The following is a 17405-nucleotide window of genomic DNA, read 5'->3' on the forward strand; positions in this document are numbered from 1 at the left end:
AAAGCTGAGAAAAAAGCTGGTTTTCTGATTTAAGAAGCTCCTTAAAATTACTAAAGCATAAAAAAGATGTCACAGTGACATCTTTTTTATTTGAGCATCTCATTTTAAAAGTGGAATCACACATTGACTTATTATTTTAGTCAATGTGCTTTTATGGCTATCCTAAACCCGCTGCGCCAATAACGTCGCAAAATGCTGTTTAATCCGATTGCCCTGCTCATCAACCCGATGTAGCTCCCCGACATTTTCATTGTATTTCACAATGTTCCAACCCTCGTATAGTGCACTTAACTCTCCTGTTTTAAACGCAAAAGGGAAGTCAGGCTGCGCAGGAATATCATCGGTATCCATCGCACAGACGATCAAATTAAATCCATTTACATTTGTGGCTTGCTGCATCTGAGTAATCAATGGTTTCACAGTTGGCGCTTGCAAGAACATCATCACTACCGTACAGCAAATAAAGTCGTATCTATCTGTAATGCTTGGGTCAGCATTGAGGTCACGCTGTTGCAGATGAATCTTTTGAATACCTTCGGCATCTATAATCTGCTGTAGTTTTTGCAAACTTTGCGGATTCACATCCCAAGCATCCACCTCAAAACCCTGCTGACTTAAATACAGCGAATTTCGCCCCTGCCCACAGCCGACATCCAAAGCCCGACCACCGTGTAAATACGGCATAGCCGTCAAAATTTCTGAATGCGTAGGTGAAAGCTGATATTTCTTATAAAAATAATCCTGCGGAGTACAGTAAAATTGTAGCTGACACTTTATATCATCACTGGTCGAAACAATCTTGTGCCATGCTTGAGGCTGAATAAATGGTGGCTGTTGCTCAGGGGTAAACAGATGTTCAGATTGCACTTGACCTGTCTCATCTAAAAAAGCAAAGCTTAGCTCTCCTTGATAAATCTGTAACTTGGCCCACGTGCCCGCTTTGGTATTGTGCTGATTTTTAAACCCTTGCGGAATGGTCTGCGCAGTCCACACAGGCAGTTCTTTATAACAAATCAAGTTTTGCATCAGCCGATTTCCCACCTTGTTATGACGTATTCGCTAGTCCATCGTTTTTATCGAACGCTTGTATGATCATAGCCAGTTCAGACTCAAATGAACATTCATTCAGTAACTAGAAACTACCAGTGGATAAGAAATAAAAGCGATCACTCCACTGCATTGAGCAATTTATAGAACTTTCATTACTTCAATTTTTTGGCTTTGACGCCTTTTTAGCCATTTTAATGATAGGCTTAAAGACAATAAAAATTCAGCTTAACTATATTTCAAATGATTTGGAGTCTAACGATGTTTGCATCACCTTTAAGAACCGTCATCTGTTTAGGCGTCATAGGAACATTATTCACAGGCTGTGCTACTAAAACCCTAATGACCAAAGACAATAAAACCTATACCCGTACCAACAAAGTAACCTTGATCGAAGACCAAGTGGTCGCTTTTGGCAAACCAGCTCAGCCTCTGCCAAATTTACCTGCGCATAGTTTAGTGATTGCAGGGCAACAAAAAAGTTATGTATTGACCCAAGGTGGGCCTCAATTTGTCAGTTTGATTGGCAAATTGGACCCGAAAAATATTCAAGTCACCCGAGAACTAAGCTTCTACTCAGAAAAGAATGATGGTCATTTTACAGGGACACTGCCATTGTCTTATGTGAAACTCAAAGAAGACATCAGCAAGAAAGATCTGGAATTTTTTATTGAAAATGGGGCAAAGGAATGTTCGAGTTCCAGTGATGAACGCATGTTGGCACAGCGTTTCTGTTTTGAGATCAAACTAGCAGGTGTCGTCTACCCTGCCGCGAAGAATTTAGCCTCTTTAAAAGCTTTGAGTAAGCCTTATCAGGTGAGTATTTATACCCATCAAGAGGAAAGTTATAAATCCAAGTCAGGCATGAATCCTTTTGAAAAGTTAGTGCTGTTGCCTTTTGCCGTGGCAATTGATGTGGTCAGCCTACCTTTCCAAGCTGCCGATAAAATCTTTGATTAATCCAATAAAGGCACAGCGCTGAGAACGAATTAGGCGCTGTGTAGTTTTAGGATAGATTTAAATTAAAAGCTCGCCCATCAACCACGCCATATACTTTTCTTTGTCCATAAAGTCAGGGGCATTGCCTGTGTCTAAACTAAAGTACTGTTGATTGAATTGAATCACGATCTGTTCAGTATGGTGCCAGTCTTCGATCATTTCAAAATATTGGTTGAAGAAGAAACGATTCTTTCCCCAGTTGCTTAAGCTTTCTAATTTTGGATAGTTTTTATTTTCTACAAACTCACTATACACATACTGAATATCATCAAAAACGTGTATGGTTCTCATGACTCACCTGCCTACACTGAAAAGTCGTCATCTTTGTGATGCTTTTAATCTAGCAAGCTATTTTGAACAGCAGATGACAGTCTGCTTACAAAACTGTCATCTTTGTATTTGGTTATAACTTTTGTTCTACCTCTTTTTGAGTTTGTTTCTCTACCCGCTGCATTTGACTATTTAAGGCTAAAATCTCTTTATACAGCGCATTAAACTGTTGAAGTGGTATATCTTCATAAAACATAAAGGTGTTGTTTTTCTTTTCCCATTGATTGTTTTTGAGCACCAAGAAGATTTGATCTGCCTTGGCTAAATTCTGCTGTTCCAGCTTAAACAAACGCATCGCTTCTTGGCTCTTGTCACTGGCTTGCATACTGTCTGTTAACTGATGACGAAACCGAGAAGAGATCGGTAAATCCTTGGCTTGATCAATCGCCTGTTTCTGACGTTGCTCGACCTGCTGGGCATAGCTATCGACAACGGTATGTACGTCTTTCAGCATTTGTTCCGTTTCAGCATACTTGTTGTTTTTGTCTTTGCTTAATCGGTCAATATTTAAAAATTGATCCCAATTCAAGGCTTTTAAATCACGTAGATATTGATTACGCGCTTCGGCATTTTGCAACATATGACTCAGCACAAACTCAGCCATAATTTTGTAATCGCCAGTGAGGCGCGCGTCTTTCACATCGACTTGAATTGGTGTGGTCCAGTCTTGGGCTTGCTTGTAAATTTGTTCGGTCTTTTCATATAGCACCGTTTCATAGCTTTGTAGTTGCTGCTGTTCTTTTTGTTGTTGAGAATACTGATAATACATCCAACCGAAAATAGCACTGGTCGCAAGAACTAAAATCAACACGATACGTCGCATGTTCAGCTTCCTCTTCATTTCTTTTTATCATAGCAAATATCAAAGTATGATCAATATTTAAACATTTTATCAACATTTTCAGAGCACATCGCTCATATCCTCCACGAGTTAAAAAGGAGTGTATGAGCGATCAATAAGTGAAGAAGCCATTACTTGGCTGGGGTTATTCTCTGTTGCTGGATATTCTGTTGAATCCCTTGCATAAAGTTATGGTCAATTTGCCCAATCGAAATTTGCTCGCGGGCTGTTTGTACATTGGTTGCATTGCGATCAATACCAAACGGCTGCAACATAATATATAAACCTTCAGTCGGGTTGGAGGACTGTAAACCTGCAGCAATATTCAAAACATGCTCACGTAATAGCGGAGGTACAGAGTTCAAATCTGCAGTAACTGCGGGTGGTAAAATATCCACATTTTGAGTGATGGTCGGATCGACCACAAAAGATTGTGCATCACCCTGTAATTGGATGATCCGATGCTGTAAAGCTTTACGAATATTTTCGTCTTGTTGGTACGGAATGACACCCGTTTCGGCACGAAGTTCTGATTCTGCCATAGTCTTAAAGGTAGGAAGGCTAACAATATCACCATTAGCTTTAGCCACAGTCGGCATAAAAATAAAAGCACAACAAACGATAGGAAGAGAATGTAAAAATTTCATAAAACAATCCCAAAAAATAAGAGATATAAAAAGGCAGATGCATAGCATCACCAGCACCTCTATTGTATATTTTTCGTCCATTATGCAGCAGCATTGTCAGATAAACGGTACAAATCAACATTGTCCTTATAATATGGCTGCGAAGATCTGCTGGCTTTTTTCATGTGTTTTGCTTTAAATTTTAGAACTCACCCCCATCATTTTTTTAATTGCTTTTTACTATTTTGAGAAATTCCATGCGTGTAGATATTTGGTCAGATGTTGTTTGCCCCTTTTGCTATATTGGCAAAAAACGCTTAGAAGCTGCAGCTGAACAAGCAGGTGTTGAACTAGAAGTCCACTGGCATAGTTTTGAACTCGACCCTGAAGCGCCAACACGCCAAGAAATATCAAACTCAGAACGTCTTGCACAAAAATATGGTCGTACTGTTGCTGAAGTTGAAGAAATGCAGCGAAATATTGCAGCGATGGCTGCCGAAGAAGGAATTGAATTTAACTGGGAAAACGCTAACTCAGGCAATACCTTTAACGCCCACCGTATTATTCACTTGGCACAAAGTCGTGGCTTGGGCAATGAAGCAGAGGAAGCCTTTTTCTATAGTTATATGACACAAGGTCTCCCAATTGGCGAACGTGAAACCATTGAAGATGTCGCATCCCGAATTGGCTTAAGCCCTGTTGAAGTGGATGATGTGCTGGATTCTGACGAATATGCAGATTTCGTTAAATTTGACCAAGAAGTAGCACGTGAACAACTCAAGGTGACGGGCGTTCCGTTTTTTGTATTCGATCAACGTGTCGCTTTAGCGGGTGCTCAACCCCGTGAAGTATTCCTACAAGTCTTAGAAAAAGCGCAAGCACCTGCTGAGCAACAAGAGCAAGCAGCACAGTGTACAGACGACTCGTGTGAAACACCCAAACCATAATTCAAGCCCTGTAGCGATGTTTTAAAAGCGCCTATAGTTAAAATCAAAAAATCCCCATACTTTGGGGATTTTTTATAGGTTAATGCGGTTCGCTGTGGCTTTAATCGACCAAGAAACTAATTTTAAGATTGACCCGATACTCTACAATTTTATTGTCCTTCACCACCACTTTCTGCTCATTAATCCAAGCACCCTGCACATTCTTTACCGTCTCAGTGACTTTGGCGATACCTGTCTGGATGGCATCTTCAAAACTCTTTACGCTGCTCGAATTGACTTCTACCACTTTTGCAATGGCCATGGGTTCATCCTCTGATTTTTTTGTTTTGGTTTTCCATCATAGGTGATTTTTTATACAAGATTGGATTGATTAAACATTCCACAGCAAAAACTTACGTAGTGCACACAATAGGCTTTCCACCTATTGATGATTATTTGATCAAACAATCATGTAGTTCAAGGGCCTTTCCGCTGTGATTTTGAGCAAAAAAGAGCACATCACGCATGCCTGTACTCAATTTGAAAATTTAGATTTTCACTTTTAATTTAAATAGCTTAGCGATAGATCAAAAACTCAAAAACCGACTAGAGTATTTATTCTAATTCATTGTTTTTTAATGATAAATGAACTCACCATTCATCTTTTTTCAAACTTTAGCTCCGCTAAAACTGTTCATTTTTTGATATTATTCATGCGAAATTTATCTTTTTTTAACCTCCCAGTCTCTTTCGAGACTTCCTTTTCCATCGAGGAAATATCATGAACGCTCTTAAGTATACTTTGGCTGTTGCTGTAATCGCTCTTTCTGCAACTGTATCTGCACAAGTAGTTTATACCCCAAGCTTTCCTGTAAAAAAACCAGTAAAAGCACAAACGGCAACTGCTCAGGCACCTGCCGAAGCACCCCATCAAGAAGCTTAATTCTTGTAAAATTAAATAAAAAATAGGCAATTTATATTGCCTATTTTTTTGCCTAAAAAGGTTAATAACTGACAAAAATTTTCAAATATTTAGCATCTAGATCAAAAATATTTAGAATGATCTGTGTTTTAATCGAAGTTATTTACATTTTTTACAACATTTTTCTCGTATAGGATATGCAATAGTTTTTGCCTATTTAAGATTTTCTAATTATGATCAAAAAGAATACTAAACCGTAAAACCAAAACTAAATGCCTTCTTAGACCATATGCCTATGCAAAATTTACAAGCTTTAATTCAAGGTCGTATTTCTCCACAAACTATTGATCCAGATCAATTGATTGCTCTAGCAAAGCAGTACACACAGCCAACTTCAGCCGAATATAAATTACTTGAACTTGCACTCAATATGATTTTAGCAAGTTATTTGGAACAAGCACAAAAACAACTTTAGAGCTCAGCACATGAAAGCAATCGAAAAAGCACTGCTGATCAAAGAACTGCATCAATTGATTGACGGTTTGGAACATCAGCATTTGTCTTTTTTTGAAATTGCGCGCTCAAAAAAACGCATTCGTGAAATCTTTGCCCGTTGTGATGAGCCCATTTTTCACAAACAACTCGAAGCCTATAAAGCCCTCACTCAACCTCAAGCTACGGCCGAACACTGGTTACAGCAGAGCCCATATCGACATTTATATGTTGGTCTTTTTCAGTATGAATCTGCCCTTAGCAGTGCTTTGAAACAACAACAACATTTTGCATGGGGCGTTTTATATAAATCGGGTTTAGGTTGGCAAATTAGCTTTCAAGATGCTTCAACTCATGTGTATAACAGCCCTTGGTTTTCAAAGTTTAAAGAGGTTTACCAATGGTTGATTGATCATTCACCAGTCGATCAGCAATTGAATATGATGGAGCCTATTCCAACGACGCTGAGTACACACAGTACTGAAGTGCCGAAGAGTTTTATTTCGACCACAGAAGTTGCAGAAGTTGCAGAAGTTGCAGAAGTTGCAGAAGTTGCAGAAGTTGCAGAAGTTGCAGAAGTTGCAGAAGTTGCAGAAGTTGCAGAAGTTGCAGAAGTTGCAGAAGTTGCAGAAGTTGCAGAAGTTGCAGAAGTTGCAGAAGTTGCAGAAGTTGCAGAAGTTGCAGAAGTTGCAGAAGTTGCAGAAGTTGCAGAAGTTAATCCCTTTATAACGCCCGCTGCAATAGCATCTAACACAACAAATCATGTGGTAGATCTTGAACACGCAGCTATTTCTAAATCTTTTGTGTTTTCTGATATTGAGCTTTTAGATTCTTCAACAGTCGATATATCTGTAACACGGTCTCAGGAGCCTCAGAGCCCCTCTATTAAGCCTTTAGCTACATCAGCTCGACTCGATGTGCCAACTATTGTGCCTGAGCCAAATGCGGAATCATCTAAACGCCTTCTAAACTCTGAAATATCATCAACAGCATCGCCAGGTACACTGCCTACACAGATCCATCTTGGTCAGTATCAAGCGCAATTGCTTGAATTAGATCAGACCCACTTAGACCCAAAACTATATCGTCTAGACATTTCGGTGCAGACTGATATCAGCCAAAATGTCGACTTGCTCCTCTACTCTGACCAACTGGATCATTGGTCTGACTATCCGATTTATCTGGCTGAACAAACCAGTCTACAGGGACGTTTTATTAAGTATTTGGCGCTATTCGGTGTTGATAGTTCTGCTCAAGCCGTTCGCCTGAGCCAACAATTTGCACAAAGCAATCATCATCAATTGGCAGCCATCCGTGAAATTGAGTGGGAGAAATTACAGGGTCATGTACATGATGTATTTTCTATTTTTCAAGTGTATACCCAGCAAGCCAAACTGGTCTGGCATATCGAAAATTATCATCCCTTTATTTTGGCGGATCTGCTGAATAGTCGTAAATTTATTCAGTTTGAAGAAAGCTCTGCAGACCTCAATACCCCTATTTTAGTACTTAAAGAACGACAAAAAATTCGGGTCATTCATGGCCAAAGACGTGTCGAGCTCTCACGCACTGAGATCGCCTACCCTTGTTTAGTCTTAGACCGCCAGCACGGGGTCAGTTGGCAACTGATTCAAAATACAATTTCGACTTTAGCTGAGCCGATTACGGTATTTCAATTATTTGATTCTATTCAAAAACAACTCACCAACGAGTTGTAGAGTTTTGTATTTTCTACTTGTGTTCTTACGTGAAATTTACAACACTAAAACATCGAAGAACAATAAAGTACGAAAGCATGCAAAGAACTCGACATGTTAGCCCCATCTCTTTATTTTTCTGCCTAAGTTTAGGTACATGCGTCAACGTGGCTTGGGCGGAAAGCAATACAGATAGCACCCAACATTTCGTGCCACCTCATGATGTGGCTGAAATTGACCAAATTGCGTCTCCTCCTAAAGGGAGTGGACTTTTATATCAAATTCCACAGTGGATTGATTCACTTCCTACGCTCTTACCCGAAGAGTCTGACGAAGTAATTGTGCCCACCACCGACGTGACTGAAGAGCGAACTTGGGTTGACCGCCAACAAAAAGGCGTTCGGAATTGGGCAGATAAAACTGCAACCCAAATTGATGACTGGTTTGGAGACACGGATCCCAATAAACCAGCCACAGCAACTCTACGGATTTTGGTCGATAACCGCTGGAATAAACATGATGAATACGATGTAAAACCACGTATTCGAGGACGAATCAAACTTCCCACTTTAGAAAATAAACTGAGTGTGGTGTTTGGAGATGACTCTCTGGATAACGAACTGCAAAACAATGTGGCGATTACCAATGAAAACCCACCAAGTGCAGACAACGATAAATCCTTCGACCGTCGACAAACCCGTGATGCCAATAGCTCACTTGCTTTAAGGTGGTCTCAACTGTCAGATCGTTTGCCTTTTGACACTGATTTCGACTTAGGGGTACGTTCAGGCGATGATATTTATGCACGTGTTGAACTCTCTAAGGAATGGAAACTGGACAATGATTTCCGTGCCTATGCAGAACAAATTTACCGCTATGGCATCGACAGTGAAAATTATTTAAGAACGAACTTAGAGTTGACGCATGCCCGCCCAGATCAGGCTTTTTTATCCAACCAATTCAGCCTGACCTATGCAGATGAGCAGGATGATGACCTCACTTGGGACAACTATAGCTTTAGACAGCATCAATTCTTTCATGGTAATCGTTTTAACTACGGTCTCTACACAGGTGGATACTATAATGACGATGACTTAAGGTTGAATAGATGGGGGCCTTTTGTATCATGGCGCCAACCGTTCTTACGTGAATGGTTTTATATCCAAGGGGATTTAAACTACTTTAATGATAAACGTGAAGACCGAAGTCATTACCTCAGTGCCTTAGTTCGTTTTGAGGCACTTTTTTAGTCTAATGCTGAATCTTTAAACACAACTGTGGATAAGTCCAAACTTATCCACGGATACCCACACCATGTGATTTCCCACAGATTGAGTCGAGTTCAGAATGCCTTGAAGTCTCTATATTCGATTCATTGACATAAAAAAGCCTATCTTAGAGATAGGCTTTTTTTAAAACATGTCATGCTTTACTGAAGCAATAAACTGTTAATCCGTTTTACATATTCAGCAGGGTCATCTGGTAAGCCCCCTTCTGCAATCACGGCTTGATCAAAAATCACATTGGCTAAATCATCAAACTGTGTCGAGCCTTCCAACTTTTTCACTAGCGGATGTTCAGGATTGATCTCTAAAATCGGTTTAGACTCAGGTACAGCCTGTCCTGCTTGTTTCAACATACGAATCAGTTGTGGTGAAAGCTCCCCCTCACCAGTGACCAAACAAGCAGGTGAATCGACCAGACGTGTAGTCACACGTACTTCTTTGGTCTTGGTTTTCAATGAATCAGACAGTTTTTCAACCACAGGCTTGAATTGTTCTGCCGCTGCTTCAAGTGCTTTTTTCTCTTCAGCATCTTGTAAATCACCTAGGTCAACAGCGCCTTTCGCCACGTTTTGCAGTGGTGTACCATCAAACTCATGGACAAACTCCATTGCCCATTCATCGACACGGTCTGCCATAAGCAGAACTTCAATGCCTTTTTTCTTAAATAACTCCAGTTGTGGTGAGTTCTTCGCGGCATTAAGACTGTCTGCGGTCACATAGTAAATGGCTTTTTGCCCGTCTTGCATACGTGCTTTATAGTCCGCAAATGATGTGGTCACCGCATCATTGTTTGAAGTTGGGAAGCGGAGTAATTTTAAAATACGCTCACGGTTACCAAAGTCTTCGCCCAAGCCTTCTTTCAACACTGAACCAAATTCACTATAGAAAGTTTTAAACTTCTCTTGATCTGTTTCATCTTCCGATTTCGCTAAACCATCCAGCATAGTCAATACACGACGTGCATTACCTTCTCGAATGGTTTTTACATCACGGCTTTCTTGCAACAGCTCACGACTCACATTTAGTGGTAAGTCCGCACTGTCCACCACACCTTGTACAAAGCGCAAATAGTTTGGAATCAAGTTATCCGCATCATCCATAATAAAGACACGTTTCACATAGAGCTTAATTCCTGCTTTGGCTTCACGAGTAAAAATATTGGCTGCTGCTTTGCTGGGTACATACAACAGTTGCGTATATTCAGTGCTACCTTCAACCCGATTATGCGCCCACGCTAACGGAGCTTCAAAGTCATGACTCAAGTTCTTATAAAAGTCGATGTACTGCTCTTCAGTGACTTCATTTTTATTGCGTGTCCAGAGTGCGCTAGCTGAGTTAATCGCTTCCCACTCATCCGTTTTCACATACTGACCCGGTTTTGCTTCTTCACCTTCGACAGCTTCTTCTTGCTGCCAAACCTCTTTTTGCATCTCAATCGGCAGACTAATGTGATCCGAGTATTTATTGATAATTTGTTTGACTTTATAAGACTGTAAATAATCCAACGCATCTTCACGCAGATGTAAAATAATGTCCGTACCACGGCTATCTTTGTGAATTTGCTCGACTTCAAACTCACCTGTACCTGCACTAACCCAACGTACAGCATGATCCGCATCCACACCCGCACGGCGTGATTCAACAGTAATTTTATCCGCCACAATAAAGCCTGAGTAGAAACCTACACCAAACTGACCAATCAGTTGTGCATCTGATTTCTGATCACCTGTAAGTTTCGACATAAAGTCTTTGGTTCCAGACTTGGCAATTGTACCTAGATTTTCAATCGCTTCTTGCTCCGTTAAACCGATCCCATTATCTGAAATGGTGAGAGTTTTATTGATTTCATCGAAGCTGACGCGTACATGCAAGTCAGGGTCATTTTCATAATATTCAGGGTGATTAATACCTTCAAAGCGCAATTTGTCGCAGGCATCGGACGCATTTGAAATCAACTCACGCAGGAAAATTTCAGGATTGGAATATAGTGAATGCGTCACCAAATGTAAGAGCTGTGCTACTTCAGCTTGGAAACTATGTTTGTGCGCGTTTTGCTCGCTCATCAATCGCTCCTTAATATATTAAGTCTTATCGAGAATGCTTAATGAATTGGAGTGAGGAATGAGTTTTTCAATAGCGACCAGTATTTTTTTTCCAATTTTTTAAAATGGCCCCTGACGATAAATACGATCCAAAAGAAGATCGAGCTTTTGCTGACGCATTTTATAGACATCCATTAAACAACTTTGTGATGCGCCACAGCGGTCTCGTAGGCTCAACCATTTCATCTGCTCATCTTGAATCATGCCACGCGTCCCCATTGGAACCAAACGTTTTAAAATGTTATAGGTGGTTGCCATTTTGACATCCGCATCATTGACTGAACGATGCTCACAAATCGCATGCTCGGTTATCGTTTGTGCCTTGTCACAATTAAAACTGGCTGCCTGAATATTGATACTCCATGCCAAGCCACAGAGCACGGTTAGATACCGCATATATTTCATTTCTTATGACTCTCTTATTCTGCTTCAGTACATTTTATCTATGGTTTTATTTTAATACTGACTGATGGTGAGTTATTTACTCTTTCATCACTATTCAACTTTAGTCGTTGCATAAAAAAACCCCATCATAGATGAGGTTCTTAAAAAGCTACTTTTGATTATTAAAATTTGTAGCTATAACCAAGCGTATAAATCACTGGGTCGATATCTAACTTAAAGTTTTCAACCACAGTTTCTACTTTTGGGTTTAGGTCTGCATAACGAACATCGACAAACACACCCCAGTTTTTCGCATCAGCAGGTTGATAGTTAAAGCCAACTTGCGCCGCATAACCATAATCTTCTTTAACTTTAACTTTAGTCCCTTCAAGTACACCTGATGTTTCCTCATCCCAAGGAATAAATGCCGTTGCACCTACACCAATATAAGGCGTGAAACCTGTTGAGTTCTTAAAGTTATACTTTGCTGTTACTGTTGGGGGTAAATGTTTGAGTTTTACTGCATTTGATCCATTCACTGTAACATCATGGCTAATCGGAGTTGCCAGTAATAGTTCTGCAGAAATATTGTCATTAAAGAAATATTCAACGGATGGTGTAAACGCCAATTCGCTATCTGCTTCAACAGTTAATGCACCATTGGCAATTTTTGTATCCTGTGTAGGCGCAATAGCAGAGCCACCGACTTTGACTTGCCATTGACCTGCCATTACAGCAGATGTAGAGAGACCCATTAATGTAATTAGAGCGATTTGCTTTAACATTTCAAACAACCTCTGTTTGTAAAATAATTAATATAAAAATAAACATTAATTAATCATAAACAAGAGTAAATTTAATATGCAATGACAATAATAATGTATTTTATATACATGTTTTAATATTTTGTTTTTATTGTATTTTTATTTTAAATAGACCATTTTAGTTGGTTTTAGAAGAACAATAAAAAATCAAAATATATTGATTTTAAATTCCGACTCATTTAATACGAATTAATATTATAAACCTGATTATTTTAATCTGATTTGATAATAAAAAAGGCGATTCATTAAAATCGCCCTTTAAAATAATCTGGGTTTAAATTACAACACCATGGCAGCAATCCAACCAAAAATCAGCAATGGAATATTAAAGTGAATAAAGGTCGGCACGACTGTATCCCAAATATGATCATGTTGACCATCCACCCCTAGACCCGCAGTCGGCCCCAAAGTGGAGTCTGAGGCTGGAGAACCAGCATCACCAAGTGCTGCTGCGGTACCAATCAGCGCTACGGTCGCTAAAGGAGAAAAACCAAACTGGACACACAGCGGTACATAAATCACGGCCAAGACAGGAACACTGGAAAACGATGAACCAATCCCGATGGTTACAAATAAGCCAATGAACAGCATGAGGAATGCAGCCAAAGCATGGTTATCCCCAATCACGTGTACTACGCCATTAACCAGTTGGTTAATATCACCCGTATGGGTCATCACTGAGGCAAAACCTGCCGCAGAAATCATGATGAAGCCAACCAAAGCCATCATGCGCATGCCTTGTACAAAGACATCATCCGCTTCTTGCCATTTAAAAATACCCGCCCCAGACAACACCGCAAAACCAACCAAGCCACCTAAAATCATAGAGCCTGAATACAACTGCGCAATGAGGGTTAGAACAATCGCTAGAAGCGCCATGAAGATGGTTTTCTTTGCAATCACGGGTACATTTTCGGCTTCACGTTTGAGCTCTTCAGCATCTTGAGCCAGATTCACTTCACCTGCACGGATCGGTTTATCCAAATCAATCGTGGTCACACGTACCACTTCACGGTCGATATAATGACGCGGTTTACGATAGCTAACGAATACCGCCACTAGAGTACCAATCACCATCCCCAATACAGGAATGGCCATTCCTACAGGCATCATCCAACGTTCAACATGCAAATTATATGCAGCACCAATCTTGTTGATATTGCCCATCAAAATTTGTTCAAGGAAAATCGCACCAAAACCAACGGGCAGGAAAATATAGGTTCCGACCAAGCCTAAAGTCAGTACACAGGCTGCCGCACGACGGTCTAAGTTCAAGTGATTCATCACTTTTAACAGTGGTGGAACCAATACTGGAATAAATGCGATATGGACTGGAATTAAGTTTTGTGAACAAATGGCCGCAACAAGTAAAATCGTCAACAGTAAGTATTTCACCTTACGCGCACGTTGATGTGAAACTTCGACTCCTAATAAACCAATCAATTTATGCGCCAATAAATCAGGTAAGCCTGATTTAGACAGCGCCAAAGCAAATGCTCCAAGCACCGCATAGGCTAAAGCCACTTCAGCACCATCACCTAAACCTGCATTAAATGCGCTTACAGTATCGGATAAACTGAGCCCCGCAACCAATCCACCAATAATTGCTGAAATGACCAAAGTCAAAACAACAGAAACTCGTGCCAGTGACAAAATAAACATCACGGCAATCGCAATTACTACTGCATTCATGGAAAACTTAAGATGATAAAAAAAACGGTATTTTAGCAGATTCAATTGGTCGAAACTGTAATTTGCTCAGCTTTATCCAAAGCTATTATATAACCCCAAGGTCTGATTTTTCACTTCGATAGGCTTGTTATCAGTCAGTTTTAGTCCTATAACAAGCCCATGGTAAATTTATGCTTTACCCACAAATTTGCTAATCAGGCCCGCAATCGTTTTAGGCTGACTCAAGATGGCCCAATGGTTAGCATTCACATTCACCCGTTGGAAATTCTCAGCCCACTTCGGCATTTCATCAATTAAAGCAGGGCTCACAAACTGATCTTGCTCCAACACAATCGCTTGTACTGGGCAAATGGCAAAGCGTTCTCTAGGTTTTGCCAGACGTGGAATGAAGTTAGCTCGATAAAGTGCAACCCCATGTTTACCATCTGCCACAATGTGATGATTCAGTGGTAAGTCTGAACGCCCCTCTAAACGTGATAAAACTTTACCCCAATGCTCAGGGCTAAAAAACTGCCAAACAGTCGGTGCCAAAAAAGGCAACTGAAAAGCCGCAATGTACCATGACTTACTCAACTGCTTCAAAAACTGAGGCTTGTGTTGTTTAAACTGTTCCCGCATCCAAAATGCAGCATGGTCTAAGCATGGACCTGAAATGGTGGTAAATGACAGCATACGCTCTCTAAATTTTGGCTCAGTCGCAGACTCCCATGACTGAATCGAACCCCAGTCATGCGCCACCAAATGAAAACTACGTTCTGGAATGACACTATTCACCACACGTTCTAAGTCCAATGACAGCTGAGGCAATGCATAAGCACGTGTACGACGGGGAACACTGGACATCCCAGCCCCACGAACGTCATAAGTGACAATATAAAAATTTTCCACCAGATGCTCAATCACAGGCTCCCAAACCTCTTGATTGTCTGGATAACCATGCACCAAGACCAAGGTAGGATTCTGCGCATTGCCCCATGTTTTCACATAAAGTCTCTGCTGGTCTGTGGTCTGTACCCAGTAACTTTGCAGCTCCATATTCAGCTCCTTATTGTTATTGACTATTTTTTATCCTTCACTGGCAAAACGATCAATGCCAATTGTTTCCATCTTCTCTAGTATGGATAGAAGTTCATCAGATACCATTGACCGAAATGAGCATTTTAAAAAAATTGGTGACAACACCGATTGTCACAAAATACGTTCTTAACCATTTTGCCCCCTTTAAAGGTGCAGGTATTGAAATTGAGAAGTTTGATCCTAAAAACTACCACATCCGAGTCAAAATGCCGCTTACTCGTCAAAACCGCAATATTGTCGGCGTACATTTTGGTGGGAGTTTATATGCGATGGTCGATCCTTTTTATATGACTTTACTGATGTATCATCTTGGGACTAAATATATTGTTTGGGACAAATCAGCCACTATCCAATTTCTCAGCCCAGGGCGTAGTACCGTCTACGCAGACTTTCGTCTCGATGCCCAAGAAATTGAAACGATCAAACAACTTGCTGAAAATTATGCCCCTGTCCACCGTATTTATACGCTGAATATTTATGATGATGCGGGTATTCGAATTGCACAAGTGGAGAAAACCTTATATATCCGTCGTAAAAAACCAAAACCAGCTCAGCAATAAAAAAGCACTTCCCAATGAAGTGCCTTTATATAGAGCTCTGCTGAAAAGATTATTTACGCTCCTCAATTGCAGCACCTGCGCCACCACCAATCGCGCCACCAATCGCGGCCCCTGTATTGCCACCGATTACGCTTTTACCTACAGCAGAACCAATCGCACCACCAACACCACTGTAGGTTGCATTACGGTTTGAGCCACCTTGGGTTTTACTTCCCACCGCTGCGCCTGCACCACCACCAATCGCAGCACCGACACCACCACCAAGACTATTACCCGCAGCACCACCCACGGCACCGCCTAAAGCAGCTGTACCAATACGCTGCTCAGAAGGACTCATATTTTCACAGCCTGTGAACATCAGTGTTGATAAAACCAAAGTCGAGACTACACCCATTATTTTTTTCATATTCAAAACTCCTTTACACTATGATCAAAGCATAGTCTTATTTTCTACACAAAATGATCAAATTATGTAATTGCACCCCGTGCATTATTTTCTTTTTTGTAATAATGCAAACCAAGTAAAAAGACCATTTGATCTATGAAATATCACTTTGTTCATTTGAGATCACCCCGAGTAAATAACTTAAATCTTTTAATTCAAGAAATTGTAGAAAGAATCCTTAACTCATTTTAACCTTTGAATTTAAAGGAAAAAAGAATGAAAATACTTGTTACTTCAATATTCCTGTTACTCTGCCTCAATCCTTCTGCACGTGCAGATGTACTCAATAGTCAAAGCTCATCTACAGTAAAATCACTCAAAAATGTTGCTTATGGCCATCATGCTAAGCAAATGATGGATGTTTATTTTCCATCTAAGCCTTTAGCAGATCAAAAAAACGCACCATTAATGGTTATGGTCCATGGCGGTGCTTGGAGCATAGGTGATAAAAATAATACTGTGGTGATCAAAAATAAAGTGGATTATTGGGGACAACGAGGTTGGATATTTATTTCAATCAATTATCGCTTAGTTCCTGAGGCGACAGTACAACAACAAACCCAAGATGTCGCAACAGCATTAATTTATATTCAAAACCATGCCTCTGATTGGCATGCTGACCCCACACAACTTGTGCTGATGGGACACTCGGCTGGCGCTCATTTAGTGAGCCTACTGAGCACACGCCCCTCTTGGTTAATAGCACAACCTCGAGCTTGGCGAACCACCATTGCTTTAGATAGTGCCGCTTACAATATCGAAAAGATCATGCAAACTCGGCATGCTCGATTTTATGATCAAGCCTTTGGCACTCAACCCTCAAATTGGAAAGCGCTTTCTCCTGTCTTACAAATTCATCAAAGCTTACCTGCATTTCTTGCTGTTTGTTCAACAATTCGTCCAGACCAACCCTGTATTCAAGCACAGCAATTCATTCAACAAGCACAAAGCGTTGGTACTCAGGCACAATTACTCGCTATTCCGCTTTCGCATACTGAAATCAATAACTCTTTAGGAAAAAATTATAAATATACCGAAGCAGTGAATCAATTTATACAAACTCATTAACTGAATGTGATTAATGTAACTCGCTTACTTCAAAAAATAAGCATGGCATTGCTGTTTAGCACGCATAAAAAAGCCACCCGAAGGTGG

At 40.4% G+C, this 17405-nt stretch carries 19 protein-coding genes; 8 read left to right on the forward strand and 11 right to left on the reverse strand.

The window, feature by feature from the left end; all coding sequences use genetic code 11:
• Positions 1-162 precede the first annotated feature (162 nt).
• A complete protein-coding gene (gene tehB / locus B9T36_RS12040) occupies positions 163-1026 on the reverse strand; it encodes an SAM-dependent methyltransferase TehB (RefSeq protein ID WP_086209720.1) in 864 nt (287 codons plus the stop codon).
• Between the two features lie 282 nt (positions 1027-1308).
• On the opposite strand from tehB, the gene B9T36_RS12045 reads away from it, so the two are divergent.
• Positions 1309-2007 carry a hypothetical protein gene (locus tag B9T36_RS12045; RefSeq protein ID WP_086209721.1) on the forward strand — a complete coding sequence of 233 codons (699 nt, stop codon included), beginning with the start codon at positions 1309-1311 and terminating at the stop codon, positions 2005-2007.
• A 57-nt stretch (positions 2008-2064) separates the two neighbouring features.
• Here the strand turns inward: B9T36_RS12045 and B9T36_RS12050 are convergent, their stop codons facing one another.
• The 3 genes from B9T36_RS12050 to B9T36_RS12060 form a co-directional block, all read right to left on the reverse strand.
• On the reverse strand, positions 2065-2337 hold the full coding sequence (locus B9T36_RS12050; RefSeq protein ID WP_086209722.1) for a hypothetical protein: 273 nt from the start codon (positions 2335-2337) through the stop codon (positions 2065-2067).
• 112 nt (positions 2338-2449) lie between these two features.
• Complete coding sequence (locus B9T36_RS12055; protein WP_086209723.1) at positions 2450-3199, reverse strand: hypothetical protein; 750 nt, start codon at positions 3197-3199, stop codon at positions 2450-2452.
• 149 nt (positions 3200-3348) lie between these two features.
• Complete coding sequence (locus tag B9T36_RS12060) at positions 3349-3864, reverse strand: hypothetical protein (protein WP_086209724.1); 516 nt, start codon at positions 3862-3864, stop codon at positions 3349-3351.
• A 236-nt stretch (positions 3865-4100) separates the two neighbouring features.
• On the opposite strand from B9T36_RS12060, the gene B9T36_RS12065 reads away from it, so the two are divergent.
• A complete protein-coding gene (locus B9T36_RS12065) occupies positions 4101-4790 on the forward strand; it encodes a DsbA family oxidoreductase (RefSeq protein WP_086209725.1) in 690 nt (229 codons plus the stop codon).
• 100 nt (positions 4791-4890) lie between these two features.
• Here B9T36_RS12065 and B9T36_RS12070 read toward each other — a convergent pair whose 3' ends face one another.
• A complete protein-coding gene (locus tag B9T36_RS12070; protein ID WP_086209726.1) occupies positions 4891-5091 on the reverse strand; it encodes a dodecin family protein in 201 nt (66 codons plus the stop codon).
• 459 nt (positions 5092-5550) lie between these two features.
• On the opposite strand from B9T36_RS12070, the gene B9T36_RS19085 reads away from it, so the two are divergent.
• The 4 genes from B9T36_RS19085 (at position 5551) to B9T36_RS12085 (ending at position 9130) form a co-directional block, all read left to right on the forward strand.
• Positions 5551-5712, forward strand: coding sequence for a hypothetical protein (locus B9T36_RS19085; RefSeq protein ID WP_162900292.1), 162 nt, complete (start codon positions 5551-5553; stop codon positions 5710-5712).
• A 274-nt stretch (positions 5713-5986) separates the two neighbouring features.
• On the forward strand, positions 5987-6166 hold the full coding sequence (locus tag B9T36_RS12075) for a hypothetical protein (RefSeq protein ID WP_162900293.1): 180 nt from the start codon (positions 5987-5989) through the stop codon (positions 6164-6166).
• A 10-nt stretch (positions 6167-6176) separates the two neighbouring features.
• A complete protein-coding gene (locus tag B9T36_RS12080) occupies positions 6177-7901 on the forward strand; it encodes a hypothetical protein (protein WP_086209728.1) in 1725 nt (574 codons plus the stop codon).
• A 77-nt stretch (positions 7902-7978) separates the two neighbouring features.
• Positions 7979-9130, forward strand: coding sequence for a hypothetical protein (locus B9T36_RS12085; RefSeq protein WP_086209729.1), 1152 nt, complete (start codon positions 7979-7981; stop codon positions 9128-9130).
• A gap of 179 nt (positions 9131-9309) precedes the next feature.
• Here B9T36_RS12085 and htpG read toward each other — a convergent pair whose 3' ends face one another.
• The 5 genes from htpG to B9T36_RS12110 form a co-directional block, all read right to left on the reverse strand.
• Positions 9310-11229, reverse strand: a complete 1920-nt coding sequence (gene htpG / locus B9T36_RS12090) for a molecular chaperone HtpG (RefSeq protein ID WP_086209730.1) — start codon at positions 11227-11229, stop codon at positions 9310-9312.
• Between the two features lie 99 nt (positions 11230-11328).
• On the reverse strand, positions 11329-11673 hold the full coding sequence (locus B9T36_RS12095; protein WP_086209731.1) for a lysozyme inhibitor LprI family protein: 345 nt from the start codon (positions 11671-11673) through the stop codon (positions 11329-11331).
• A 161-nt stretch (positions 11674-11834) separates the two neighbouring features.
• Positions 11835-12437: an OmpW/AlkL family protein gene (locus B9T36_RS12100; RefSeq protein ID WP_086209732.1), complete on the reverse strand. Its 603-nt coding sequence runs from the start codon at positions 12435-12437 to the stop codon at positions 11835-11837.
• A 318-nt stretch (positions 12438-12755) separates the two neighbouring features.
• Entirely contained in the window at positions 12756-14168 is a 1413-nt protein-coding gene (locus B9T36_RS12105; RefSeq protein ID WP_086209733.1) for a Na+/H+ antiporter family protein, read from the reverse strand.
• Between the two features lie 168 nt (positions 14169-14336).
• Complete coding sequence (locus tag B9T36_RS12110; protein WP_086209734.1) at positions 14337-15203, reverse strand: alpha/beta fold hydrolase; 867 nt, start codon at positions 15201-15203, stop codon at positions 14337-14339.
• A gap of 116 nt (positions 15204-15319) precedes the next feature.
• On the opposite strand from B9T36_RS12110, the gene B9T36_RS12115 reads away from it, so the two are divergent.
• A complete protein-coding gene (locus B9T36_RS12115; RefSeq protein WP_086209735.1) occupies positions 15320-15805 on the forward strand; it encodes a PaaI family thioesterase in 486 nt (161 codons plus the stop codon).
• Positions 15806-15854: 49 nt separating this feature from the next.
• Here the strand turns inward: B9T36_RS12115 and B9T36_RS12120 are convergent, their stop codons facing one another.
• Complete coding sequence (locus tag B9T36_RS12120) at positions 15855-16211, reverse strand: DNA transfer protein p32 (protein ID WP_086209736.1); 357 nt, start codon at positions 16209-16211, stop codon at positions 15855-15857.
• A 255-nt stretch (positions 16212-16466) separates the two neighbouring features.
• Between B9T36_RS12120 and B9T36_RS12125 the strand changes: the two genes are divergently transcribed.
• Positions 16467-17318, forward strand: coding sequence for an alpha/beta hydrolase (locus B9T36_RS12125; RefSeq protein WP_086209737.1), 852 nt, complete (start codon positions 16467-16469; stop codon positions 17316-17318).
• The last annotated feature ends 87 nt before the right edge of the window (positions 17319-17405 follow it).

Source organism: Acinetobacter sp. ANC 4204, assembly GCF_002135205.1.
Lineage (GTDB): Bacteria > Pseudomonadota > Gammaproteobacteria > Pseudomonadales > Moraxellaceae > Acinetobacter.